The sequence below is a fragment of the Agrobacterium sp. B1(2019) genome (assembly GCF_008274755.1).
GTDB lineage: Bacteria > Pseudomonadota > Alphaproteobacteria > Rhizobiales > Rhizobiaceae > Agrobacterium > Agrobacterium salinitolerans.
The window spans coordinates 16487-41699 of record NZ_VTPB01000002.1 but is presented as its reverse complement, the minus strand read 5'-3'; the positions used below and the strand labels follow the sequence as shown (position 1 = coordinate 41699).

General features: G+C 58.0%; 18 protein-coding genes and 1 pseudogene. 12 read left to right on the top strand and 7 right to left on the bottom strand.

The features are described 5' to 3' along the window. Window positions 1-27 precede the first annotated feature (27 nt). Window positions 28-321: pseudogene (locus tag AGR1_RS14935) on the top strand (zincin-like metallopeptidase domain-containing protein); the annotation flags it as partial. An 11-nt stretch (window positions 322-332) separates the two neighbouring features. On the opposite strand, the gene AGR1_RS14930 reads toward AGR1_RS14935, so the two are convergent. The 5 genes from AGR1_RS14930 to AGR1_RS14910 form a co-directional block, all read right to left on the bottom strand. After that, the gene (locus AGR1_RS14930; protein ID WP_149147390.1) at window positions 333-1568 is read right to left on the bottom strand and encodes a type II toxin-antitoxin system HipA family toxin; all 1236 of its coding nucleotides are present in this window, start codon (window positions 1566-1568) and stop codon (window positions 333-335) included. Next, a complete protein-coding gene (locus tag AGR1_RS14925; RefSeq protein WP_149147389.1) occupies window positions 1561-2157 on the bottom strand; it encodes a helix-turn-helix transcriptional regulator in 597 nt (198 codons plus the stop codon). The genes AGR1_RS14930 and AGR1_RS14925 overlap by 8 nt, the downstream gene beginning before the upstream one ends. 725 nt (window positions 2158-2882) lie before the next feature. Beyond that, window positions 2883-4685: a monovalent cation:proton antiporter-2 (CPA2) family protein gene (locus AGR1_RS14920; protein ID WP_149147388.1), complete on the bottom strand. Its 1803-nt coding sequence runs from the start codon at window positions 4683-4685 to the stop codon at window positions 2883-2885. Window positions 4686-4689: 4 nt separating this feature from the next. Next, window positions 4690-4959 (bottom strand): hypothetical protein, encoded by a 270-nt coding sequence (locus AGR1_RS14915; protein WP_149147387.1) that lies wholly within the window; start codon window positions 4957-4959, stop codon window positions 4690-4692. 68 nt (window positions 4960-5027) lie between these two features. Continuing rightward, window positions 5028-5801, bottom strand: a complete 774-nt coding sequence (locus AGR1_RS14910; protein ID WP_112346406.1) for an SDR family oxidoreductase — start codon at window positions 5799-5801, stop codon at window positions 5028-5030. Between the two features lie 142 nt (window positions 5802-5943). On the opposite strand from AGR1_RS14910, the gene AGR1_RS14905 reads away from it, so the two are divergent. Next, on the top strand, window positions 5944-6843 hold the full coding sequence (locus tag AGR1_RS14905) for a LysR family transcriptional regulator (protein ID WP_137412184.1): 900 nt from the start codon (window positions 5944-5946) through the stop codon (window positions 6841-6843). Window positions 6844-7108: 265 nt separating this feature from the next. On the opposite strand, the gene AGR1_RS14900 is transcribed toward AGR1_RS14905, so the two are convergent. Next, the gene (locus AGR1_RS14900) at window positions 7109-7840 is read right to left on the bottom strand and encodes a DeoR/GlpR family DNA-binding transcription regulator (RefSeq protein ID WP_137412213.1); all 732 of its coding nucleotides are present in this window, start codon (window positions 7838-7840) and stop codon (window positions 7109-7111) included. Between the two features lie 337 nt (window positions 7841-8177). Between AGR1_RS14900 and AGR1_RS14895 the strand changes: the two genes are divergently transcribed. From AGR1_RS14895 to AGR1_RS14855, 9 genes are all read left to right on the top strand, one after another. After that, window positions 8178-9224 (top strand): autoinducer 2 ABC transporter substrate-binding protein, encoded by a 1047-nt coding sequence (locus tag AGR1_RS14895; RefSeq protein WP_137412185.1) that lies wholly within the window; start codon window positions 8178-8180, stop codon window positions 9222-9224. A 75-nt stretch (window positions 9225-9299) separates the two neighbouring features. Next, window positions 9300-10799, top strand: coding sequence for a sugar ABC transporter ATP-binding protein (locus AGR1_RS14890; protein WP_149147386.1), 1500 nt, complete (start codon window positions 9300-9302; stop codon window positions 10797-10799). A 13-nt stretch (window positions 10800-10812) separates the two neighbouring features. Beyond that, window positions 10813-11790 carry an ABC transporter permease gene (locus tag AGR1_RS14885; RefSeq protein ID WP_149147385.1) on the top strand — a complete coding sequence of 326 codons (978 nt, stop codon included), beginning with the start codon at window positions 10813-10815 and terminating at the stop codon, window positions 11788-11790. A gap of 14 nt (window positions 11791-11804) precedes the next feature. Continuing rightward, the gene (locus AGR1_RS14880; RefSeq protein ID WP_149147384.1) at window positions 11805-12803 is read left to right on the top strand and encodes an ABC transporter permease; all 999 of its coding nucleotides are present in this window, start codon (window positions 11805-11807) and stop codon (window positions 12801-12803) included. Between the two features lie 4 nt (window positions 12804-12807). Further along, window positions 12808-13890: an aldose 1-epimerase family protein gene (locus tag AGR1_RS14875; RefSeq protein ID WP_149147383.1), complete on the top strand. Its 1083-nt coding sequence runs from the start codon at window positions 12808-12810 to the stop codon at window positions 13888-13890. A gap of 24 nt (window positions 13891-13914) precedes the next feature. Continuing rightward, on the top strand, window positions 13915-14853 hold the full coding sequence (gene rbsK / locus AGR1_RS14870) for a ribokinase (protein WP_149147382.1): 939 nt from the start codon (window positions 13915-13917) through the stop codon (window positions 14851-14853). 19 nt (window positions 14854-14872) lie between these two features. Next, window positions 14873-15832: a deoxyribose-phosphate aldolase gene (deoC, locus tag AGR1_RS14865; RefSeq protein ID WP_149147381.1), complete on the top strand. Its 960-nt coding sequence runs from the start codon at window positions 14873-14875 to the stop codon at window positions 15830-15832. A gap of 11 nt (window positions 15833-15843) precedes the next feature. Beyond that, the gene (locus AGR1_RS14860) at window positions 15844-18240 is read left to right on the top strand and encodes an aldehyde dehydrogenase family protein (RefSeq protein WP_187772190.1); all 2397 of its coding nucleotides are present in this window, start codon (window positions 15844-15846) and stop codon (window positions 18238-18240) included. Between the two features lie 679 nt (window positions 18241-18919). Beyond that, window positions 18920-19189 carry a helix-turn-helix domain-containing protein gene (locus AGR1_RS14855; protein WP_149147380.1) on the top strand — a complete coding sequence of 90 codons (270 nt, stop codon included), beginning with the start codon at window positions 18920-18922 and terminating at the stop codon, window positions 19187-19189. Window positions 19190-19613: 424 nt separating this feature from the next. On the opposite strand, the gene AGR1_RS14850 is transcribed toward AGR1_RS14855, so the two are convergent. Next, a complete protein-coding gene (locus AGR1_RS14850) occupies window positions 19614-21005 on the bottom strand; it encodes an FRG domain-containing protein (protein ID WP_246669657.1) in 1392 nt (463 codons plus the stop codon). Window positions 21006-21627: 622 nt separating this feature from the next. On the opposite strand from AGR1_RS14850, the gene AGR1_RS14845 reads away from it, so the two are divergent. Then, window positions 21628-25023, top strand: a complete 3396-nt coding sequence (locus AGR1_RS14845) for a hypothetical protein (protein ID WP_149147379.1) — start codon at window positions 21628-21630, stop codon at window positions 25021-25023. Window positions 25024-25213 lie beyond the last annotated feature (190 nt).

Genomic DNA, 25213 nt, shown 5'->3' with positions numbered 1-25213 from the left:
TGGGTTTTATGCCGATATCGGCATAACACCCACTGGTCAGGTTCGAAAGCACGCCTTTCACGCGATCTTTCGGCCAGATTTGGCACTGAAGCCTATGCCATGGAAGAGCTTGTCGCCGAACTCGGCGCAGCCTTCCTTTGTGGGGATCTCGGTCTGACGCCCGAGCCGCGTCTCGATCATGCTCAGTACATCAAGAACTGGTTGACCGTGCTGAAGTCCGACACGAAGGCGGTGTTCACCGCAGCGTCCAAAGCCTCTGAGGCCAGTAATTGGCTGATGTCTCTGGCTTCCAATCATCGTGACATCGAGGATGCGGCTTAGGCCGCATTCTTTCACTCTTTGTCGGTGACAATCGGCAAAGTCGTAAGATGCTTGTCGATGGTCTCGACAACATCTTTATGCATGGGAAGGTTGGCCTTTTCGGTCTCCCATCGCTCCATGAAGAGCGCGACAGTTTCCTTAGCCGTGTTGAGGACGAGCTTTTTGGGCAGGTTCGCTTTCGCGGACAGGTGCGCCAGCTCGTCCATGGTGAATCCGGTGAACTCCTTCGTCCGGCTGAAGGTCAGGGCGGACTTGTCATTCGCGATATACGGAATCGTGGATACGAAGTCATATGCTGGAGCCAGGCGAGCGTTGCGGCGATCAGGATAGATCAGCGACCAGTTTTTCAGGTGCATGTCGCCATTGCCGATCAGGACATTGAATGTCAGGCGGCGAATGAATTCTGCCACATCATCCTGATCGGATTCGGACGCAATCACCGATACCAGATTGCGGTAGCTGGCTTTCTTGTACTTGTCCTCAGGATAGACGTTAAAGACCTGCGCAAAATCTTCGATATGGGTGACGCTGCCGTCATCATTGCGATCGAAGCGCTCAATGACGAAGGCCTGTTGCCCGATCCTCTCAATCCCGTCCGGCAGGTTGCCGATCGAACGCACATCGATAAGCCCGATCGTAGGCACGTTGATCCCGACCATCCTGGCAAGGCTCATCATCGAAAACTCGTTTTCTGGGACGTTGGTAAACTCGCGTGAGGGGAGTTTGACGATCCGATTGCCGCCGACGCCGCCTGTCGGAATGGTCAGGCCGCCGCTGGCGCTTTGTACCGCTGAGAATTTGAACTGCACACCCGCCAATGAAAATCGCATGGCGTCTTCGGCGGCCTCTTTCGCGGCGTCACCTTCAAGAACGTTATGCGCTTCGTCCGGCCATTCTTCGCCGTCCGCTGGGACGACGGTGATCGCGCCGGGCAAGTCCTGCCCGAGCACCCATAAGAGGAAGAACTCGCGGTCGATATGGATGTCTGCCTTCTCAGCCAGGTATCGGCGCAGATGCCCCTCCGGCAGGAGGTTCGAGAAATAGGGCATCAGCTTGATCTTGTATGGCCGAAAATCCGTGATCAGGTCGCCCAGGCTATCTTTGAATTGCAGGCCGAGGGTCGGTCTCTCACGGTTTTCAACATAGGCATCGTTGAAGGCACAAAGCGTCTTTTCGTTTCCGACATAGGTGATGGTTCCGATTTCTTCGCCATAGAGGCGCACACTCAAAACAGATACATCAGGCATCGTCGTCCTCCTCATCTAATGAATAGGCGGGACGGTTGGCGTTGCGTTCTTCGCTCGTCGGCTCGAAACGAGCGATCTGGTTGCGGAGCGCTCTCATGCCGTTGGTCGCGTCCAGTATGCCCTTCCAGTGCTGCGTCAGTTTGGCGTGGTCAATCGTTTGGCGCAGCGAGCGGAGACTATCTAAAAACCGGGTATCAATCTTGAGGCGCTGGAGTGATGCCGTCGCTTTGCGTAGCTCGTCCAGCTCCGGCAGGCTCGGCGCTTCAATCTGTAGGGCGCGGATCGCCTTTTGCAGCTGCTGCATTTCCTTGCCGATCGCGGGCGGTTGGATCACAGTTCGATCCGTTGTCTGACGCGTAATCGACTTGACTGCAGGCACTGCCTTGCGTGGGATCAGGGCGATCTCCAAATCCAATGCGCTGGCGATCGCGACAAGGCTCGACAGGCGTAGATCAACGCTGTTGGATTCGATCCGCGATATCTGGGCTTGCGGTACGCCGGCCAACCGGCTCAGTTCGCGTTGGCTGAGCTGTTTGGCTTCTCTGGCTTCGCGTAGGCGGTCCGCGATCTCTTGCGTTTCATATTTCATCGATGTTTATTTCTGCATCATTTTTCTTGTTTGATGTCTTTTACGATATCATGAAATCAACATTCCCTCAAGATGATGTTTTATCATGCATCAAGGCTGAGTAATGATGTTTTATTCTATATCGATTCTCGATCCGCAATACGCATTGCGCTTGGCTTGCCGGTATGGCTGGCATCAGTTGTCTAGTGCGCTGCATGATGCGGATGTTGGGCAGCGATGCGGTGGTGTGCACGCGATCGGTATCAGTTAGATCGCAGGCGTGAAGAAAATCTTCCAATCGTCGCTGCACAACACAATGCGCAGTTCCTCATCTGTCAGTTTTTCCAATTCGGCTGTCCGTATAGTCGGGTGCATAGGGCTTTCTTTCGTTCAATCCCGAACCATTTCCGGCCTTGTCCGATCAGAAGGGCTGGGGATGTAAAGTGGCACGTTCGGGTGCAACGAAGTGAAGCAGGGCGCTTGGTCGCCCTTGCCGCCTGTATGCACCGGCTCAGCCAATATCGGGATCAAGGCCCAGTGGTCGAGGTGAAGATCGACAGGGGAGTCATTGTCATCGATGGTCGATGGGGCGATTGGGATGCAGATGGATCGGGCATTGGGATCGGGATGTCTTATTCGAACGCCTAAATTACTGACCGGCATCGTCCCTCTATCAATTCACTGCCCGGGCCAGTTCGCGCAAACGCTCACCCGTGTTGTGAATGAGATCCGGCCTTTGCTGCCCATCATTGTGCGCTCTGTTGGCCGCGGCCATCCTTGCGCGGCGCATTGCCGTGGATCAGATCGCGGCCCGCATAGATGCCCTCCGCCGTTTCCATGGCGAAGCGCTCGCCGTCACGGCGGCGGACATCCTCCATCACGCTGGCGCGCTCGTCGACATCGATATCCATCAGCCCCAGCGCTTTCTCACCGAGGGCGAGCGCAGATTCGAAGGTCTCGCGGACCTGCCATTCGACACCGGCATGGATGAGCTCGATGGCGTGCTCGCGGTCGAGCGATCGGGCAAGGACTGGCACCAGCGGGAACTCGGCCCTGACCAACTCGGCGATCTTCAGGCTCGCCTCACGGTCGTTGACAGCGATCACGATCAGGCGGGCGTTATGCCCGCCGGCGGCATGCAGGATATCGAGGCGCGCGCCGTCGCCGTAGTAGACCTTGAACCCGAAGGCGCCCGCATCGCGGATCGCGTCCGTATCGGTCTCGATGATGGAGATCGAGGAACCGGCTGCCAGAAGCGGCTGGCTGACGATCTGGCCGAAGCGACCGAAGCCGATCAGCAGCACGTTGGCGGACAAGCCCTCCGCAGTCTCGACGCCTTCCATGGAGGTTGTCGCTTTCGGCATCAGCCGGTCGTGCAGGATGATCATCAGTGGCGTCAGCGCCATGGAGACGATGATCGTCGCCGTCAGGATCGCATTGGCCTCGGTGTCGATGATCCCGACCGATGCGGCGGCCGCATACAGAACAAAGGCAAACTCGCCGCCCTGCGCCATGAGCACGGCACGCTCGATCGCTTCACGATTGTCGGCTCCGAAGAGACGCGCGATCAGATAGATGCCGATCGTCTTCAGGGCCATGTAGGCGACGACGGCGACGAGGATCAGCCGCCAGTTGGCCGTGATCACCGTGAGGTCGAGCGACATGCCGACACCAAGGAAGAACAAGCCGAGCAGGACCCCTCGGAACGGTTCGATATCGGCTTCGAGCTGATGGCGAAACGAGGATTCCGACAGGAGCACACCGGCAAGGAACGCACCCATCGCCATCGACAGCCCGCCAAGCTGCATGGCAAGGGCGGCGCCCAGCACGACGAACAGCGCCGCCGCCGTCATCACCTCGCGGGCCTTCGCCTTGCCGAGCAGACGGAACAGCGGGTCGAGCAGATAGCGTCCGGCAAGCACCAGACCGAGAATGGCGGCAAGGCCGATACCTATGCCGATCAGCCGGTCCGCGAGAGTAGCATTTTCTCCGCCGGGCGCCAGGAAGGCGACCAGGGCCAGAAGCGGGACGATGGCCAGATCCTCGAACAGAAGGATCGCAACGATCCTGCGGCCCTTCGGCAGCCCCATGCTGCGGCGCTCCTCCAGCATCTGCATGACGATGGCCGTCGAGGTCAGCACGAAGCCGGCGCCCGCCACGAAACTCTGCGCAACCGGATAGCCGAGTGCGAGGCCGGCGAGCGTGAGCAGACCGATGCACAAGCCGACCTGCGCCAGGCCCAGCCCGAAGATCTCGCCGCGCATCGACCACAGCCGCGACGGCTGCATCTCCAACCCGATGATGAACAGGAACATGACGACGCCGAGTTCGGCCACATGCAGGATCGATTGCGGGTCGGAGAACAGGCCGATGCCGAACGGCCCGATGGCAAGCCCGGCGGCCAGATAGCCGAGGACGGAGCCGAGGCCGAGCCGCTTGAACAGCGGCACGGCGATGACCGCCGCCCCCAGCAGGACGACGATCGGAACGAGGTTGAAACCATGGGCCGCAGCGGCCTCGACAGTATGAGAAAGAGTTTCCGCTGCCATGAAATCAGCCTCTCGCTAGTTGCCAGACGAGGACCGCCGCAAGGGCCGCCGGCACGGCGAACACGACCAGCAGGATCGGCAGCTCCTGGGCGACCGTGTAGCCCGCCCTCGTTACGCCGACCCACATATTGACGAGCGCCACCGCCAGCCAGGCAGGAATAAAGAGTTTCGCGCCCGTGGCGACACCGGCGAGATCGCCGCCCCAGAGTTTCCCGAACAGGGAAAACACGCCCAGCAGGACGGCGCCTCCGACGATGACCAACAGCATATGCATGAGCGCGTCCCCCTGTGTCGCGATAAAGACCGGACGGCCTGCCGGGAGGACAGGCCGTCCATCCGTTCTTACTTCGTGGTATAGCCGCCATTCACGAGGATGGTCTGGCCGGTCATCCACCAGCCATCCGACACCATGAAGCGGATATAGGGGACGATATCCTCGATGTCGGTGAGACCGGTCTTCGAGAAGCCGGACAAAGCCGCCGCCGTCTTGTGATAGGCGACGGCGTCTGCGCCTTCGGCCGGATAGAAGAACGGCGTGTCCATCGGTCCGGGACCTATCGCCGTCACCGAGATGCCGCGCTCGCCGAACTCCTTGGAAGCCGCGCGCGTGAAATGCTCGACCGGGGCCTTGGTGCCGGCATAGGCCGCATAGAAAGGGGTAAAGGCGCCGAGCAGCGAGGTGACGAGGGTCACCAGCTTGCCGTTGTCGTTGAGATGCTTGCCCGCTTCCTTGATGAAGAAGAAGGCCGTCTTGGCGTTGACCGCGCTCATCTCGTCATATTCGGCTTCTGAAATTTCGACCATGGGCTTCTTGAGCACCTTGCCGACGGTATTGATGGCGATATCCGGGCGGCCGAGGGCGGCGACCGCATCTGCAAACAGCGTCTCCACGGCGCCTGCCGTTTTCAGGTCCGCCTGGATGGCGATCGCTTCCGCGCCGGCCGCTTTCACCGCCGCAACCGTCGCGTCGGCGTCCGCCTTGGTCGCCGCGCTGTTGTAGTGAATGGCGATCCCCTTGGCGCCCTGCGCGGCGAGATCGCGGGCGATCAGCCCGCCCAGGTTCTTCGCGCCGCCGGCGATGATGACGGTTTTGCCATTGATGCTGTGATCGGTCATTGGCGTTGGCTCCTTCGCTTGCCTCGCGGCCATCAGGCGACCGCTTCCGAGATCTCACCATATCGTCTATAGATCCGTCATAAAGACGCTCATTCTAACATCACCTGTCAGGCTGGCCGACCAATCAAGCAAGTTGAAGCGCATGGACCGTATCGATCTCTTCCGCACTTTCGCCCGCGTCGTCGAATGCGCGAGCTTCACCCGCGCTGCCGATACGCTCGGGATGCCACGTTCGTCCGTGTCAGCCGCGGTGATCGAGCTAGAAGCGCGGGTCGGGGCGCGCCTGCTTCACCGGACCACCCGAAAGGTCTCGCCAACCCAGGACGGTGCGGCATTTTATGAACGCTGCCTGCGGCTGATCGCCGATGTCGAGGAGACCGAGGGCCTGTTCCGACAGACGGCGGGCCAACCGTCAGGCAAGCTGCGGATCGATGTGCCGGGCCGGATCGGCCGTTTGATCATTGCGCCCGCCTTGCCAGAATTCCTCGACCGTCATCCCCAGCTCGACATTGAACTGCGCGTCACCGATCGGACGGTGAACCTGGTCGAGGAGAGCGTCGACTGCGTGCTTCGGGTCGGGCCATTGAGCGATTCCGGTCTCATCGCCCGCAAGATCGGCGATCTCTCACTGATCAATGTCGCCAGCCCCGCTTATCTCGCCCAACATGGGACGCCAAGCGCCCCAGACGATCTCGGCGCGCATCTCGCCGTCAACTATGCATCGCCATCGACCGGTCGCGTCGAAGATTGGGAGTGGGTTGAGAACGGCGAGGTGAGCATGATGCCGATTCGCGGCCGTGTCACGGTCAACAGCGCCGAGGCGTATATCGCCTGTTGCCTCGCCGGGCTCGGCTTGATTCAGATCCCAGCGTACGACGTGAAGCGCCACATCGAAGCCGGCGAACTCGTTGAAGTAATGCCCGACCATCGCGCCGAACCCATGCCCATGGCCTTGCTCTATTCGCACAGGCAGCATCTCTCGCGCCGATTGCAGGTCTTTGCGGACTGGCTCGAAGCACTGCTTAAGCGGGAACTCTTGTAATGAGCTGCCTTCGAAAAAGCCGATCGAAAATGACGGTGTTTATGCGGCACCAGAGGGCAATCGGCGGCTAAAGTAAGTCTCTGAAATTGCAGAACAAGCAAGTTGCTCGAGCGTATGAGAACCTATCCTACGCCACCATCTTTATGTCGAGGTACGGCCGGAAAAGCGGATTGCCCATGTGCTGCTGTGGTGCAAAAAAAAGGCCGAAAAGGCCGATGCCTGCGCCGCCCTCTACGAGCAGCAGGGAACGCGCGCCAATTTCGGCTTATTTTAGCCAAGGTAAGGGTTGATCCGACACAATTGAATTGAAGTCGCCTATTGAAGCATAGCGTGCGGCCCGCACCTTGCTGAACTTGCTGCTGTCCACCACAAGATGCTTTTGCATTGAGCGTTGCATGACCATCTGTTTGATCGGCACTTCATGAAAATGCGAACAAGTCACGCCGTGATGTCCGTCCACGCCGCCGGCAGACAGAAATGCTTTGTTGATATTGAGGCGCTTCAGCACCTCAATGCCTTCATCCCCCGAAAACGAGGCCGCTTCCGGATGATAGAGTCCGCCGAGCATGATCAGGCGGACATCGTTTCTGCTCGCCAGCTCCTCGGCAACATTAAGAGAATAGCAGATGGCGGTGACATGGCCATGTACCGGAATCTGTCGCGCCAGATGGGGCATCGTCGTTCCGCAGTCGATGAATATCGTGTCATGTGGCTCGATCAAGGCCGCAGCCTGCACGCACGCGCGCATCTTGGCCGCTGCATGGCTGTCCTTTTCCTGCTCCAGGACATAGTCGCTGATGATTGCGCCGTCCTGAACCGGAATGATGTAGCCGCCAAGACAACTCAGCCGTTCGCCGTCGGCGGCAATGTCGCGTCGAATGGTAATCTCGGATACTCCAAGCCGGGAGGCGGCATCCCTCAGCCTTAGAACGCCCGTCTCCTGAACTAGCTTGGCCAGCGCGTCCAACCTGGCATTGTGTGCACTTACTCTGCTCACCTTGTCTCCGTTTTCGGTTTCTCGCTGCGCTTCATATTTCGGTGTTACTTTGCTCGCAATCGCCCATCTCTGCGCTTGACAGAAGAATAACAAACATGAAACGATCGAAACATAATGATTGGATTCTATCATAATAGTTCGCATTATCGGGAGAGGAAAACAACAGGTTTCTAGGTCACATCGTGGCCTATGCATCGGGGCACGGGAGGCCTTTACGGGAGAATGAGGAGGCGTCGGACGCGTGAGCAGCGGTTCCCGGCGTGAGGAATCGAACATTATCGAGTGCTGCGACTGGAGTAGGTTCGGCACATTGCAGTTTCAAAGGGAGGAGTTATTCGTGAACAAGATTTTCACTACCATCGCGCTTGCTGCAACGCTTTCGGCTTCGGCTGTCTTTGCGCAAAGCGCCGTCGATGCGTCGAAGGTCAACAAGGAACTGATCACAACGGCGAGCGGCAAAAAATACACCATTGCAACTGTCGTGAAGGTGGATGGTATTGCGTGGTTTGACCGCATGCGCGATGGCGTCGAGCAGTTCAAGGGCGATACCGGAAACGATGTCTGGATGGTTGGCCCAAGCCAGGCTGATGCCGCCGCTCAGGTGCAGATCGTTGAAAACCTCATCGCGCAGGGCGTTGATGCCATCGCCATCGTGCCGTTCTCGGTCGAAGCGGTGGAGCCGGTACTCAAGAAAGCCCGAGATCGCGGCATCGTCGTCATCAGCCATGAGGCTTCCAACATCCAGAACGTCGATTTCGACATCGAAGCCTTCGACAACAAGGCCTATGGCGCGAACCTGATGAAGGAACTTGGCAAATCCATGGGCGGTAAGGGCAAGTATGTCGCCACCGTTGGCAGTCTGACCTCCAAGTCGCAGATGGAATGGATCGACGGCGCCGTCGAGTACCAAAAGGCAAACTTCCCGGAAATGTCGCAGGCGACCGAGCGGCTGGAAACCTATGACGACGCCAACACCGACTACACCAAACTCAAGGAAGCAATGACTGCCTATCCGGACATTACCGGTATTCTCGGCGCGCCGATGCCGACATCCGCAGGCGCTGGCCGCCTGATCGCCGAGGGCGGCCTGTCGGGCAAGGTTTTCTTCTCGGGAACGGGCCTGGTTTCCGTTGCCGGCGAATACATCAAGAACGATAATATCCAGTACATCCAGTTCTGGGATCCGGCCGTTGCCGGTTATGCGATGAACATGCTGGCTGTCGCGGTTCTCGAGAAGAAGAATGAGCAGATCAAGGCGGGTCTCAACATGGGTCTACCCGGTTATGAAAACCTGCTGGTTCCTGACGCCTCCAAGCCACACCTGCTCTATGGCGCAGGTTGGGTCGGCGTCACCAAAGAAAACATGGACAAGTACGACTTCTGATCCGAACCACGGAGGGAGGGGCACCCCTCTCTCCGTGCACCCCCCCCATGTTTTCCAGCCTTGCACGAGGCCATTATGACTGAGAATCTGATCGAGCTGCGCCACATCGGTAAGCGGTTTGGCGGCGTGAAGGCGCTCGACGACGTATCGCTGAGCATTCGCCCGGGCGAAATCCATTGCCTTGCCGGTGAAAACGGTTCCGGCAAATCCACCGTCATCAAAATCATGTCCGGGGTTTACACACCCGAGGACGGTGAGATTCTGATCGACGGGAAGCCTGTCGGCAAACTCGATCCGGTAAAATCCGTTCACCACGGTATTCAGGTGATCTATCAGGATTTTTCGCTGTTTGGGAACCTGACGGTCGCCGAGAATCTGGCCATCAATACCTTTCTGATGGAAGGTCGCAAGACGGTCGACTGGCGACATGTCCGTGAGCTGGCCCAAAAGGCGTTGGACCGCCTCGGCGTGAGCATCGATCTTGATACGGATGTCGAAACCCTGCCGACCTCTGGAAAGCAGATCGTGGCGATTGCCCGTGCCGTCATGGCCGATGCACGCCTGATCATCATGGATGAGCCGACGACGGCGCTGACGCGCCATGAGGTTGATGCCCTCTTCAAGATTGTGCGTGATATTCAGGCGCAGGGCATCGCCGTGCTTTTCGTCAGCCACAAAATGCGCGAGATGCTGGAAATTAGCGAGCGCCTGACAGTTTTCCGCAATGGCAAGAAGGTGGCCGAAGGGCCGATCGCCGAATTCGATGAGCCGGCAATCACTCGCGCGATGACGGGGCAGGAGCTAACGGCCCACAGCTACCAGTGGGTACCGCAGGAAGGCGCCGATACACCAGTGCTGGACGTGCGCAACCTCTCGGTTCCGGGTTCCGTGGAAAACGCCGACCTGACGTTAAGGCCAGGTGAAATCGTCGGTATTTCGGGCTTGATCGGTTCGGGGCGTACGGAACTTGCCCTGGCGCTATTTGGCATGCGCCCCGATTTTACCGGTTCAGTGCGCCTTGCAGGCCGCGAGGTTCACCCAAGGACCGTTCAGGAGGGTATTGCTTGCGGCGTCGCTTATGTGCCGGAGGATCGCCTGACCGAGGGGCTATTCCTGACGCAATCCATTGAGCGCAATATCATTGTCACGTCGATAGAGAAATTCGTCCGAGGTCTTTTCATTAATCGCAAAAAGGCGGACGAGACGACCCGCGAAATGTTCTCGGCCATGCAGATCGTGGCGCCGGGACCGCACACGCCGGTCAACCATTTGTCCGGTGGCAACGCACAGCGCGTCGTTCTGGCTCGCTGGCTGTTGACGGGCGCCAAAGTGCTGATCCTGAACGGCCCGACCGTTGGCGTCGATGTCGGTTCCAAAGCACAGATCCATACCATCATCCGCAAGCTGGCCGAAAAGGAAGACTTAGCCGTGCTGATGATTTCCGACGATGTGCCGGAACTGGTGCAGAACTGCAACCGGGTGCTGGTCATGCATCGCGGCCGTTTCGTTGACGAGTTGTCTGGAGAGAGCATGACCGAAGACGCCGTTAACGACCGGCTCAAGATGCTGAATTGAGGGGCCGCAAGACATGAAATTCCTGAAAAGCACAGAATTTATTATCGCCTGCGTCTTGCTCGCGGCCATGATCATCATTGGTCTCATCAATCCAGCCTTCTGGTCGCTCGACAACATCTTCGGCCTGTTGCGCTCCAATGTCGTGATCGGCATCATGGCGCTCGGCGTATTACTCGTGATGATTTCCGGCGGCATCGACGTATCGTTCACGGCCTTTGCCATTGCTGCGATGTATCTGACTGTGCGCAGCATGGTCTATCTCGGCTATGATGGCGTGCTCATTCCCTTTGTTGCGGCAACGCTGATTGGGCTCGTTCTCGGTGCTTTCAATGGTTTCATTATCCATCGTTTCAGGATGATCCCGCTGATTGTGACTCTCGGGACGGGTTCGATTGTGCGTGGTCTGGTTCTCGGCCTCGTCGGTACCAGCATCGTCAACATCAACAAGATGCCAAAGGAACTGATCGAGTTCGGCAAGACCGATGTGATCTCGCTGACCTCGGCTACGGGAGCAACTTTCGGTCTGACCGCGATGTTCCTGGTCTATCTGGGGCTGGCATTGGTCATTCATCTCATCCTGACCTACACCATGATCGGGCGCAGCGTTTATGCCTATGGCGGCTCTCCTGAAGCAGCCAAACGTGTTGGCTTTAATACAGGTGCGACGATCTTCTTTGTCTATTGCCTCGCCGGTGCGCTGGCGGGCTTCTCGGGCCTGCTGCATTCGTCGATGATCTGGCTTGCCAACCCGCGTGATTTTGTCGGTCTCGAACTCGACGTGATCGCGGCCGTGGTTCTGGGCGGTGCGTCAATCTTTGGCGGACGCGGCACGGTTCTCGGCACATTGATGGGCGTGTTCATGCTGGTGATGGTCAAAAACTCGCTGATCATCATGAAAGTGGACACCACCTGGCAGCGGGTCGTTGTCGGCCTGATTATCATCATTGCCACTGCCATCACGGCATGGCGCGACCGTAAAAGCATAGCGTGACGGGAGAGCGCATCATGAAAAATTCGTTCGACATACGTCGGCTTTTCGGCAACGACAGCAACATCATTCAGCTTCTTGTCATCACGGTCATCGTCTTTGCGCTGATGACCTGGATGAACCCCGGCAAGTTCCTGAACTACTACAATTTCGAATCCATCAGCTACATCATGCCCGAACTGGGGATCCTCTCCATCGCCATGATGATTGCCATGCTGACCGGTGGCATCGATCTTTCCGTGGTGGGGATTGCCAATCTGGCGGGCATCATCGCCGGCGTCTATTTCCATTCCACCATGGTTCAGGCGGGGCAATCCTCCACTTCGGGTGTTGTGTTTTCCACCGGGCTTGGCATCGTTCTCGCCATGGCGGTTGGCCTGCTGGCCGGTCTGATCAACGGCCTTTTGGTCGCGAAGCTGCGTATTACCCCGATACTGGCGACGCTCGGCACAGGTCAGGTGCTGATGGGGCTGGCGCTGGTGTTGACCGGTGGCCCGGCAATCGTCGGATTTCCCGACGCGTGGAACTGGATCGGCAACGGCAAGATCTTGGGTGTAGCGACGCCGTTTCTGTTGTTCATCGGCGTCTGCATCACCGTGGCGATCCTGCTGACGCGCTCGACGCTCGGCATTAACCTGATGCTGATCGGGACCAATCCGCGCGCAGCCGTCTTCGCAGGCATCCGCAAGGATCGCATGATGCTCTATTCCTATATGCTGACCGGCGTTCTGGCGTCGCTGGCGGGCATCATTCTGTCGGGGCGAACCAATGCAGCTAAATCCGACTACGGCGCGTCCTATCTGCTGCAGGCGGTGCTGATTGCCGTTCTCGGCGGCACAAACCCGGCAGGCGGGAAGGGGCGGGTTCTCGGCATCGCCATTGCGCTGATCGCCCTCATGTTGCTGTCCTCCGGTTTCCAGATGATGCGGTTTTCCAACCACCTTATCGACTTCATCTGGGGCGCATTCCTCATTCTCGTCATCGCCATCAATGCATGGCGAAACCCCGGCAGGTGAGCCCATGCAGGTAACAGAATTTCATCTTCGCAGGCAGGATTTCACCGATCTCCCGCATCTTCTAGCCGCATCCGATGGGCTGAAGGTTACCACCTTCCGCTACGCCACCGGCGTTGAGGCGCTGCAATTGGAGAACCGCCACGGCCGGATCGTCCTATTGCCATTCATGGGGCAGATGATCTGGAGCGTTGAGTTCAACGGTGTGGACCTGACTATGGGAAGCCGCTTTTCGATGCCGCGACCTGCCGGTTCAATTGTTGAGACATACGGATGTTTTGCATTCCATAGCGGCATGCTGCGAAACGGCTGCCCTTCGCCGCAGGATAATCATGTCCTGCATGGCGAAATGCCCTGTGCCGCCATGGACAAGGCTGGTTTCGTCATCGGTCACGATGCGCGCGGTGCTTATGTTCGGGTAACAGGCGAAATTGAATATGTCATGGGCTTCGGCGCCAATTATCTGGCCCGACCCAGCGTGACTTTGCATGCTGAGGATACGCTTTTTGACATGGTCATGGACATCCAGAACCTGTCGTCAGCGTCCATGGATCTCATGTATATGTGCCACGTGAACTTTGCCTATGCCGAGGGTGCGCAAATCGTTCAGCCGGTGCCCTACACGCCGGAGCAGGTGAAGGTGCGAACGGCCGTACCCGGCCACGTCACACCAAACCCCGATTACCTTTCCTTGCTGGAGACGCTCGCAAGGCAGCCTTCGGCCATGGAAGTGCTCAACGAACCACAACGTTACGACCCCGAACAGGTGTTCTACATAAACGGCCTGACGGCGGACGGTGAGGGGCTGACGCATCTGATGATGCAACGACGTGAGGGCGACGGCTTTGCCATCTCCTATCCGCTCGCCGCCTTCCCCAAGACAGTGCGTTGGATCCTGGTCAATGGGGATTCGCAGGTTGCCGCTTTTGCCCTCCCATCCACCTGCGAGCCGGAAGGCTATCTGGCGGAGAAGGCCAAGAACAACGTGCAGAGACTATCGCCGGGTGAACGCCGGGTCTTCCCGGTACGGCTGGGCTATCTCGACCACGCTGCCGCCGATGAGTTCGGCGCCAGGATCAGCGCGCTTTAAAACAGATAAGCAGGGAATATCGGCATGAGTAAGAAAATCGGGGTCGTCGGCTCCAACATGGTCGATCTTATCACCTATGTGGACCGTATGCCTGGACCGGGCGAGACCCTTGAGGCGCCCACCTTCGAGATGGGGTGCGGCGGCAAGGGTGCCAACCAGGCGGTTGCCGCGGCGCGTCTTGGTGCCGAAGTGATGATGGTCACCCGGGTCGGTGATGATGTCTTCGCGGATAATACCATTCGCAATCTCGCAAGCTTCGGCGTTGATACGCGTCATGTGGTGAAGGTTGCCGGCAAATCCAGCGGTGTCGCGCCGATCTTCGTCGAACAGTCGGGCGAGAATTCCATCCTCATCGTCAAAGGAGCCAATGCCCACCTTTTGCCTGTTGAGGTCGACAAGGCGGCCGCTGATCTGAAAGAGTGCGGCCTGATCCTGATGCAGATGGAAGTGCCAGTTGAGACCGTCTACCATACTGTCGAATTTGCAGCCCAGAACGGTATCGAGACGATCCTTAATCCCGCCCCTGCCGCTGCCAATCTCGATCCTGAGCGCATCCGCCAGGTAACCTTCCTCGTGCCGAACGAGAGCGAGCTTGCCTTGCTGTCGGGGTTGCCGACCGACACCGACGAAGACATCGTCACCGCCGCCCGTTCGCTGATTGCTCGTGGCATTCGCACCGTCATAGTGACGTTGGGCGGGCGCGGTGCGCGCATGATTACATCAAATGAAATCGTTAATATCGAACCCGTCAAAGTAACCCCCAAGGATACCACGGGTGCGGGCGATGCCTTTATCGGCTCCTTTGCCCGCTTTTACGCCGAAACGCGCGAGGTCGTATCCTCCCTGAAGAAGGCATCGCTTTACGCGGCGCATTCCATCACCCGTCCCGGAACACAGAAGGCCTACGCCAGCCTTGAAGAGTTCGAGGCATTTTGCCGCGACCATGCCAATGCCGCAGCCTGACCAGAAGAATGGACAGAAAATGAGCGAAGCATTTCCCAGAAACAACGGCACCGCTCTCAAACCGGAATGGTTTGAAGATGTATCGGTCAATCGCAGCGCCTCCGAACGGCGCGCCGCGACAATCACTGCCCGGCGCTCGGTCAAGAAGGAATACCAGGTCGCCTGGCAGATCAAGGCCATCACCTGCATCGATCTGACGACGCTCTCCGGCGACGACACGCCCGGCCGTGTGCGCCGCCTGTGCGCCAAAGCGCGCCGTCCGGTCCGGGAAGACATTCTCGAAGCACTAGGCCTTGCAGATGCCGGCATCACCACCGGCGCCGTCTGCGTTTATCCGACCATGGTGCCCCACGCCGTCAAGGCGCTGGAAGGCTCGGCTATTCCGGTCGCATCGGTGGCGACGGGCTTTCCGTCCGGCCTGACGCCGCTGCCGCAACGGCTGGCCGAAATCCGCTATGCCGTCGAGCAAGGCGCCAGGGAGATCGATATCGTCATAACCCGCGAATTTGTTCTGACGCAGAACTGGACCGCACTTTACGACGAGATTGCCGCGATTCGTGAAGCCTGCGGCGACGCCCATATGAAGGCTATCCTCGCGACGGGTGATCTCAACACGCTGACCAATGTTTATCGCGCTTCGATGGTGGCGATGCAGGCGGGTTCGGACTTCATCAAGACCTCCACCGGCAAAGAGGAGGTCAACGCCACCCTGCCGGTCAGTCTGACCATGGTACGGGCACTGCGCGATTATGGCGAACTGACCGGCCAGATGGTCGGCTTCAAACCCGCAGGCGGGTTAAAAACGGCAAAGGACGCACTGTCGTGGTTGACGCTGATGAAGGAGGAGCTGGGCAATCGCTGGCTTGAGCCGGACCTGTTCCGCATTGGCGCCAGTTCGATGCTTGGCGATATCGAGCGGCAGCTCGAACATTTCGTAACCGCCCGCTATTCCAGCGCTCACCACCACGCTGCCGCATAAGGACTGAAATAATGCGACCCATTAAGGACATTTTGGAAACCATGGAATATGGACCTTCCCCCGAAGCCAATGGTGATGTGAAGCAGTGGCTCGACGCTCTCGGACGCTCGTTCGGTCACTATATCAACGGCCGGTTCGTGTCGCCTGATGGCCGAAAGACGATTGCGGTCTCAAACCCCGCAAACGGGGATAAGCTGGCGGAGATCGTTTGCGGCAATGAGGAAGACGTGGATCAGGCGGTCAAGGCCGCCCGCGCGGCCTTCGGAAAATGGTCGAAGCTGTCGGGTCATGAGCGCGCCCGCTACCTATATGCCATTGCCCGTCATATACAAAAGCGCGAGCGCTTCCTTTCCGTTCTGGAAACGATGGACAATGGTAAGCCGGTTCGCGAAACCCGTGATATCGACATTCCACTCGTCGCGCGACACTTTTACCATCACGCCGGATGGGCTGAAATGGTGGAAGACGAGTTCCGTGGTTTCTCGCCCGTCGGTGTTTGCGGTCAGGTGATCCCCTGGAACTTCCCCCTGCTGATGCTGGCCTGGAAGATCGCGCCGGCACTTGCCGCTGGCAATACCGTGGTGCTGAAGCCTGCCGATCTGACGCCGCTGACGGCTGTCGCCTTTGCGGAAATCTGCCACGAGGTCGGCCTTCCAGTCGGTGTCGTCAACATCGTGCAGGGCGATGGCTCAACAGGAGCTGCGATCTGCGGCCATGCAGGCGTCGACAAGGTCGCCTTCACCGGCTCGACCAAGGTCGGCCGCGTTATTCGCGAGCAGATTGCCGGTTCGGGCAAAAAACTGTCGTTGGAACTGGGCGGCAAGTCACCCTTCATCGTTTTTGAGGATGCCGATCTTGATGCGGCGGTTGAAGGTGTTGTTGACGCGATCTGGTTCAACCAGGGAGAAGTCTGCTGCGCCGGTTCCCGGCTGCTGGTGCAGGAAGGCATTGCCGAGAAATTTTATGCACGCCTGAAAAAACGGCTGGAAACCCTGCGGGTCGGCGATCCGCTCGACAAGTCGACCGATGTCGGCGCGATTGTTTCCGCCACGCAGGTGAAACGCATCACGGATCTGGTTCGCAGGGGCGTGGAAGAGGGCGGTGAACTCTGGCAGAGTTCCAACCCGTTGCCGTCTACTGGCAATTACGTCGCTCCCGGCTTCTTCACCGATGTTGATCAGGCGTCGACGGTTTGCCAGGTGGAAATTTTCGGCCCGATCGCTGCGGCAACCACATTCCGCACGCCGGACGAAGCGGTTTCGCTGGCCAACAACACCCGTTACGGCCTCGCCGCCTCGATCTGGTCGGAAAACATCAATGTCGCGCTTGATCTGGCTGCCCGGGTCAAGGCAGGCGTGGTCTGGATCAACTGCACCAACATGCTGGACGCCGGTGCAGGTTTTGGCGGCTACCGTGAAAGCGGTTTCGGCCGTGAAGGTGCGCGCGAAGGGCTTTACGAATATCTGGCGGCAGACTGGGAAAAGAACCTGCCGGTCAGCAAGCCCGCTGAAGCCTTCGCACCATCTGCATCGCCGAATGCCGACAGCAAGATGGCGATCGATGGCCTTGATCAGACTATGAAAAACTATATCGGCGGCAAGCAAACACGCCCCGACGGTGGCTACAGCTATTCTGTCACCGGCAAGTCCAACGCCGTGATCGGCATGGCCGGAATAGGTAACCGTAAGGACATCCGCAATGCTGTGGAAGCCGCGTCAAAGGCAGGCAGCTGGAGTTCCGCAACCGCCCATAACCGCGCGCAGGTGCTCTATTATCTCGCAGAGAACCTTGATGCACGTCGCGACGAATTTGTCGCCCGCATCATCGATAGCACCGGTGTGAGCGAAAAGAAGGCGAGGGACGAATTCGACGCATCGCTGCGCCGTATTTCCTATTACGCCGCCCAGGCCGACAAGTTCGATGGCGCGGTACACTCCACCAAGTCGCGTCACGTCACGCTTGCCATGAACGAGCCGTGGGGCATCGTCGGTATTGTTTGCCCCGACGAGGCGCCGCTGCTATCGCTGGTGTCGCTGGTGCTGCCGGCAATCGCCATGGGCAATCGCGTCGTCGTCATCCCGTCATCGCGCCATCCATTGATTGCCGGGGATTTCTATCAGGTGCTGGACACGTCGGATGTGCCCGGCGGCGTTATCAACATTGTGACCGGCGAACGCGATGTGCTTGCAAAGACGCTGGCCGAGCATGATGACGTTGCAGCCGTCTGGTATTTCGGATCGGCTGAGGGAAGCGCGATGGTCGAGAGGGCTTCTGCGGGCAACCTGAAGGCCACTTGGGTCAATAATGGGCGTCAGCCGGATTGGCTTGACCGTGCACAAGGGCAGGGCCGTGACTATTTGCGAAGGGCCATTCAGGTGAAGAATATCTGGGTGCCATATGGAGCCTGACCGGCACCTTGCATGGGTGATATCTGACAAGATTGCTTATGGGAATTATCGGTTCCCCTGTGATTTTCGTGTTAAGTTCACCTCGCGACCGCTGTTACACGCCGCTGCCGCCAGTTGTCTCTGGCGGTTGCCCTGATGGGGAGCCAAGGGGCGGGTGAGCCCTTTCGCGAAAGAGATCCAGACACGGCTTATTTTATTCGCCGCGTTCCTTCCGCCACACATTCATCGCAAAATCTGCGCGATTGCTGTGTTGGCCCAAGCATCTCTCGTTCGTCGTCTACAGCTCCTTTAAAGGCTGTATCATACTCGGGCGGGAGAAGCTTAACGTAGATTGTCGCAAACTCTTTGAACGCACTGAATCGCTGCTGACCAAAGCTGATAAGTCAGCGTGATCGATTGCATCTCTTACGCCCAACCGAAAAGTCATGTTGTCGACTGCGAGTCGCATGATCCTATCAAAATCCCGAACCCCTGCCCGCATTCGGGAAATTGCGATACCCGCAGGTGTACCACACGCGATACCCGGATCTCAAGGACTTCATTTTTCGACGTCGTGATGAGGCCCGGAACTTCCCGATCGGGGTCTTCGGGCGTGCGCGTGAGCGCTTCCCGATCGGTAAGTACCACATTGAATTGAGATAAATCTTCCTGTACGGTAAGACTCCTCAGGAGGCGGTCGATGTTCAGGTCTGCACGCGATTTTGGCGCCGCCATTCGGGAGAAACGCAAGATCCTCGGTTGGACGCAGACCCAGCTTGCCGCCCGGTCCGGCACGGGCGAGCGTTTCATTGTCGAACTCGAATCCGGCAAGCCGAGCTGCCAGCTCGAGAAATCCCTCATCGTGGCGCGGACAGTCGGCATTGAGGTTGGCGATCTCAAGACGGTTCAGACCGCTCCACCTTTGCCAGACGACGACCAGGGTTTCCTGCCGACCTTCGATGACGGATGATCAACGATCTTCTATGAGAGCGTACCCGTCCCTCATCTGACTTTCGACAGCGAGTGGCGATTGGACTATGACCCGAGCTGGGAAGCGCGCCGCTCAGCCTTCCCGGTATAGTTCACCATGCCGCTCCGCTCACGCCCAGTCGCTGCAGACAGGCTCGGCGTATTCAAGCACATTCTTTGGGGTGGACGGAGCGGAACTTAGGGCGGAAATTATTTCCGCTTTGAGCGATCACTCCGACCGTTCGACGGACACTCGCCACTTCCCGGAACCCGGCATTGCTTATGGCGTAGGCGAGCGCTAGCCGGTTACTTCGGCGTATATTTTCGAACCCAAACCACCGTGCGGCCCAAGCAAAATTCTGAGGCCGCGCCATAGCCCACATTTCGTCATCAACTCATGCCTGCTGTCGGGCGAAACTAACACCTCAAGCGGCTGTGCTTAGCGTGATCCTGACAGGCTTCGGCGACTGGTGCTGATCCCGCAAATGAACTGCGGTCTGGTCGATGCTCGGATAGACGGTCGTGGCGTTGATGTTGATCCGGTCAAGCTGGTTTAGGATGTGCGCCTTATTTTTGATCGTCACCCGACTGATCTCGATGCCGTCCTGTCCTGCGTCAGGCAACGCGGCCTCGTGCCCGAACAGCAAGAAGGCGCCAGACTGCGATTTGATGCGCGTGTTCGTGCGCTTCGCCTTCACACAAATGATCGACCGAAGGTCATCGGGAACGATCCGCCCTTCGAAAAAGCCTTTCTCCGACTTGATGTGATGGAGCAGTTTGCCGGCGACATCCGTTGCGTTAAAGGCGTCTTGGTCGAGACTGAGGTCTATGTCGTTCTTCTGCGCATAGGTCAGGTTGGAAAGATTGGACAGGCAACTGACGGTGTCAGAATCATAGTATTTCACGCCTTCCGACGCGATCTGGAAGACGATGACCTCGCCGTCGACCCCGAGTTGATCCGGCTTACACGAGCAAGCGAAGAACAGCGCCACGAGCGGGTTGCCGGAGATGTCGAGCAGCCGCGTCGGCAAACCGTAATGTTGCATCCGCACGAGACGGTCGAAGCAATAGTCATCACCATGGAACTCGTCGTGATGGGCAATTAGCAACTCTTTGCAGAGACGGTCCTCGCTGGGCATAAATTGCCAATCGCCATTTTCCCATTTGCGCAGCAGGGATGGGGTCAACTCATAGCTTGCATCGCTGTGTCCCCGGAAGAAGGTCTCGGTTCCCGCCTTCGCCGGCGAGCTGTAGAGCAGCTCAAGAAAACGCTCCACGCTGTCGGCATCGCCAATAATCTTCTTGTCGCGCGGCGGCGGTTGGACTTCTCCATCGTCAGCGGCTGGAGCGGCCTCCGCCGCAATGACTTGGCCAAGAGCTGGCTTGACCTCAGCCAGTCGGTCGAGGATGTCACGAACATCGCCTTCGCGGACGGCCCAATGGGTTCGATAGAGTTGAAACTTATCCGCACCAAACACCCCGCGCGCCGAATCGATATCTTTGAAATTCACCTCGCCGAAGTCGATCACGGTCTCGAAGGCAGCTAAGACCTCCTTGCGTTGGGGATCGATGTTGGAAATTCGGCCGTATTTGATGAGCATGGAGACGTTCTCTCCACTCGGCTTGATCTCGCTGCATAGAAATGTCGGCAGCTTTTCAAGAAAGGCGATGGCCGTGCTGTCTAGACTCTCAAGTCTCTTTTCGGTGTCGGATGGCGTATATTCAAACATACGTCCTCGCCCCATGGCGATGAGATCAATGTCACCTTCGACATTTCCCCAATGACCGAAAGAGATATAGTTGAAGCTTTCCGCCATTCTTCCTCATTCCACTCGCTTGGCTTATCCCGCCGATTAGATGCCAATCTCGCCCCTAGGGCAAGTCTTCTTGCCTGGCTTCATTGGCGGGGAGGCACCGTCGATGACTATGTCTTTCCAAGCCGAGACGACCACGACGATCATCCAGTGCTCGACAATAGGCACGGCTGGCGTTGAGTGGATAACTGCGATTGGCCCGCGTCGGGAGGGTTACCTAAGACCATTGGTAACCTCCCTGCGACGCAGATCCTGCTCAGCCACACCAAGAACGAAGACTGGAGCCGCTCCGCGGATTCCAGAGCGGCTTTTGCGCCCTCCTTCAAGCTAATCAACACACTTTTCGGCTCACTAGCGAGTTTTTTGTGCGGTGGAGGTTGGCAAAGAGCCTGTTGAGATCTGCGATAAGTACATTTAGGAAGTTGCCGAAAGGCTTTATGGTTTCGCGTATGAGTCGCATATCGATCGAGACTGGGCGCGAGCTTCCTTATGTTTGAAATTGTTGGCGACGACATCGCGCTACTGAACGATACAGATCTGAGGGCTCTGATTGGCCTCTTGTGCGAAGCGGAGATGCACCGACAGGCTCTGCCCGTCACTGCCGTCACCTGGGGTGGTAGCCAAAATGCCGGGGATGGTGGCCTCGACGGGATCCACCTCCGACAGCGCGCTCAAGAGCCGCCGCAATGCGATGGCGAAAGCGGTGGAGGGAAGTGAGGCCGAAGGAAAGCTTACTTTCGACTTCTTCGACCGAGGCCGGGTAGCAACTTGGGTGCGCGACCACGCGGCCCTAATTCCGTGGGTTCGCACCCGGATTGGCAAGGCCGTGCCCGGTTGGCGGTCTTTCGGATCATGGTCAAGGATGCCTGCCGGCGTGGATCCTGGCTACCTCGTCGACGGACACGCCCGGATGCGGACTGATGCAGCGGAACGCGGCGACGAAATCTCGGTCATCGACGGCATCAATCTGATGCGGGACAAACTACGGCAGCCAGGCGGGGTCGTACGACTTGTCGGCCTTTCCGGCGTCGGGAAAACCAGACTGGCGGAGGCGCTCTTTGACGAGACGATCGGAGGAAACGTCCTAGATCGTTCTCAAGCGATCTACACAGACATATCGGATGACCCTCAACCACCGCCGAAGGCGTTGGCATCGGATCTCAACGCAGCACGAAGCAGGGCGATTGTCGTGGTCGACAACTGTTCCTCGGAGCTGCATAGGCATCTTTCCGAAGTCGCCAGGGAGAGCGGTTCCCATATCAGCATCTTGACGATCGAATACGATATTCGTGACGACCAACCCGAGGACACAAACGTCTTCCATCTGGAGGCGTCGTCCACTGAGCTCATCGCAAGGTTGCTTCAGCAACGCTTTCCGGATCTATCGCAGGTGGACGCTGGAACGATTGCCGAATTTTCCGGCGGCAATGCTCGAATAGCGATCGTGCTCGCTTCCCAGTTGGAAAAGACCGAAACCGTCGCAGGTCTAAATCAGGAAGAACTTTTCAATCGGCTCTTCCATCAACGCCACCAGCCCGATCCCGCGCTGCTTGCAGTAGCTCAAGCCTGCTCTCTCGTTTATTCGTTCGATGGTGAGCACGTTGAGGGCGCGGATGCGGAACTTTCACGGCTCGGCGCGCTCATCGGAAAATCCGCCGAGGATATTTATGCCGCCGTTGTGGAACTCAAGGACAGGGATCTCGTTCAGGCCCGCGCCCAATGGCGGGCGGTCTTACCCCATGCAATCGCAAATCGGCTGGCCAAGTCTGCCCTCGCGCGCCTGCCACCCTCTAAGATACGGCAACATCTCGTTGATGAGGCGTCGGAAAGAATGCTCAGATCGTTCTCAAGACGGTTAGGCTATCTTAACGACAGCAAGGAAGCTCGGGCTATCGTTGAAGACTGGCTGCGTCCCGGCAGCCGTCTTGGCGACATCACCGGTCTCACCGATTTTGACCGCGAGCTCCTGTTCAATGTCGCACCGATTGCACCGGGCCAGGTGCTGGAGAAGTTGGAGGAAAGATTCGGTGCGGCGTCTGAGGCTACACTTGTCGAGAATCTGTACTACCTGCGCCTGCTTCGTTCACTCGCCTACGACGAGGAGTATTTTGAGAGGGCGATCGCGGTGCTGTCTCGTTTTGCCATTATCCCTCCTGAAGTGTCGAAAGACGCGGCGGCGGCCGATATGGTTGAGTCGCTGTTCTTCATTGCCCTATCTGGGACGCACGCCACAATCGAGACAAGAGAAAAGGTGGCGGACAGCTTCTTGTCCTCAGACATCGAGCAGCTACATGCACTCGGCCTCAGGGCTCTGGCGGCGCTCTTGAAATCAAGTCAGTTTACATCGGCATACGAATTCGATTTCGGCGCGCGGTCCCGCGACTATGGATATTATCCGGAATCCCGGGATGAGGTTCAGAAATGGTTTAGCCACGCACTCAACCTCGCAAGGCGTTTTGCGCTTCCAGGTTCTCCCGTAGCTAAGGAGGTGAAAACGATACTCTCGACGGAGCTACGGGATCTTTGGCGCATCCCAACGATCGTCGATTTGCTGGACCAGGTGATTCGCGAGCTCGCGAACGGTGAATTCTGGCGTGAGGCTTGGATCGCAGTGCGGAAGACGCAGACCTATGAAGGCGCGGCCATGAGTGTGGATTTGCGCAGCAAGCTTGACGATCTCGAACACTTTCTCCGGCCGAGAAACCTTGTTGATCAGGTTCATGGCGTCGTCATCGACGTCAAGGGCGCCGATGTTGGCAGGGACGTTGAAAGCTTCCGAGTCCTCTTGCCGGCCCTGATCGCGGCGCCAGGAAGGGTGTCAGCATTTGCAGCAGCGATGGCACAAACGGCTGACCGTCCGCATGATCTCTGGGCCGAGATGAGAATGGCATTTGCTGCGGCTGCCTCCCCAAGAATGGCCCTGATGACGGGCTTTATCCATGGCCTCCATCGCCGGGACGCGGATCTAGCAGGAAGATTCCTGGACGAGGCAGTCTTAGACGACGTGCTGGGGCCGCATTTGCCGCATTTGCAGGCAGCCGTGGGATTGGATCGTCGGGGTATCGACCGCCTCCATCGCGCGCTTGACCTCGGCATCGCGCCGAGCGACGCCTACCTCAGCCTGATAGTTGGCCGCATCACCGAGAAGGTCCCAGGAGCCCAATTGAGGGATTTGGTGCTCCGGATATCGGGGCTGCAAGGTGGCTTATCGGTTGCGATTGATATTCTCGCCATGCGTCTGCATGGCCTGCGCGCCGACAAAGACCCGATCCCTAATGAGATCTGTGAGGCCGGAAGGTCACTTATCGATGCGTTCGAATTTCCGACCCGCGGCGGCCGCAATAATCGAGATGACTATGATCTAGCCAAGATAATACGGTACAGCTTGACCGGTGAGAAGGGGCGGTCGGCCGCAAGGCGCCTGATCCGCAAGCTTATTCGCGCACTGACTAAGCATACAATCACCGCGCACGACTTCGGTGACGTCGTACGTAGCCTTCTTCAGGTCCAGCCAATCCTGTCGCTAGACGAACTGTTTCCGAAGCGGGCTAAGTCACATGCAAAGTCTCTCAGGGCACTTGAGAGCATAGGGCAGTTTGGCAAGCGACCTCTTGACGCGGTATCTGCAGAAACCCTTTTCGAGTGGCTGGCCGTCGATCCGGTCAGCCGCTTTCCTTTGGCCGCCGCGACCGTCAAGCTCTATGAAAAAGGCGGAACAGAAACCGATGATGAACAGCCAACCAAATGGTCCCCACTCGCAGTTCGGATTCTCCGTGAGGCGCCCGACCAGAAGGTGGTTCTTGATGAGTTTGTTTCGCGCCTATATCCCAGATCCTGGAGTGGTTCGTACGCAAGCGCTCTCGAACGCGGTCTTAAACTTCTTCGAGATCTGTCGGTCGGTGATCAAGATGGGCTGCAGGTCGCTCGCACCGGGGCGATCGAGCGGTTAGAAAATCAGATCCGGAAAGAACGAAACGACGAGGCACGTGAGAGCCGCGAGCAGGACAATCGCTTTGAGTGAGCAGTCCAACCTGCTCCGCTGATCCTCCTCCTTTAGGGTAGCCCTGGTCGTGTCCTGGTGCTGACTAAAAGGGTTGCAAACACACCGGGGCCGAGGCATTGAGACTCGCGGGGTACGGTTCAGGTTGTAGTCGCTTGTTCGCATTCTTCGTCGAACGCCGCAATAACGCGGGTTTGCTGCCAGCTCATTT

Coding starts and splice junctions, on each gene's coding strand:
- AGR1_RS14875 (WP_149147383.1), top strand. CDS start 12,808: ATGCAGGTAACAGAATTTCATCTTCGCAGGCAGGATTTCACCGATCTC.
- AGR1_RS14910 (WP_112346406.1), bottom strand. CDS start 5,801: ATGACCGATCACAGCATCAATGGCAAAACCGTCATCATCGCCGGCGGC.
- AGR1_RS14855 (WP_149147380.1), top strand. CDS start 18,920: ATGTTCAGGTCTGCACGCGATTTTGGCGCCGCCATTCGGGAGAAACGC.
- AGR1_RS14860 (WP_187772190.1), top strand. CDS start 15,844: ATGCGACCCATTAAGGACATTTTGGAAACCATGGAATATGGACCTTCC.
- AGR1_RS14915 (WP_149147387.1), bottom strand. CDS start 4,959: ATGCATATGCTGTTGGTCATCGTCGGAGGCGCCGTCCTGCTGGGCGTG.
- AGR1_RS14925 (WP_149147389.1), bottom strand. CDS start 2,157: ATGAAATATGAAACGCAAGAGATCGCGGACCGCCTACGCGAAGCCAGA.
- AGR1_RS14890 (WP_149147386.1), top strand. CDS start 9,300: ATGACTGAGAATCTGATCGAGCTGCGCCACATCGGTAAGCGGTTTGGC.
- AGR1_RS14880 (WP_149147384.1), top strand. CDS start 11,805: ATGAAAAATTCGTTCGACATACGTCGGCTTTTCGGCAACGACAGCAAC.
- AGR1_RS14920 (WP_149147388.1), bottom strand. CDS start 4,685: ATGGCAGCGGAAACTCTTTCTCATACTGTCGAGGCCGCTGCGGCCCAT.
- AGR1_RS14930 (WP_149147390.1), bottom strand. CDS start 1,568: ATGCCTGATGTATCTGTTTTGAGTGTGCGCCTCTATGGCGAAGAAATC.
- deoC (WP_149147381.1), top strand. CDS start 14,873: ATGAGCGAAGCATTTCCCAGAAACAACGGCACCGCTCTCAAACCGGAA.
- AGR1_RS14850 (WP_246669657.1), bottom strand. CDS start 21,005: ATGGCGGAAAGCTTCAACTATATCTCTTTCGGTCATTGGGGAAATGTC.
- AGR1_RS14905 (WP_137412184.1), top strand. CDS start 5,944: ATGGACCGTATCGATCTCTTCCGCACTTTCGCCCGCGTCGTCGAATGC.
- AGR1_RS14885 (WP_149147385.1), top strand. CDS start 10,813: ATGAAATTCCTGAAAAGCACAGAATTTATTATCGCCTGCGTCTTGCTC.
- rbsK (WP_149147382.1), top strand. CDS start 13,915: ATGAGTAAGAAAATCGGGGTCGTCGGCTCCAACATGGTCGATCTTATC.
- AGR1_RS14845 (WP_149147379.1), top strand. CDS start 21,628: ATGCCGGGGATGGTGGCCTCGACGGGATCCACCTCCGACAGCGCGCTC.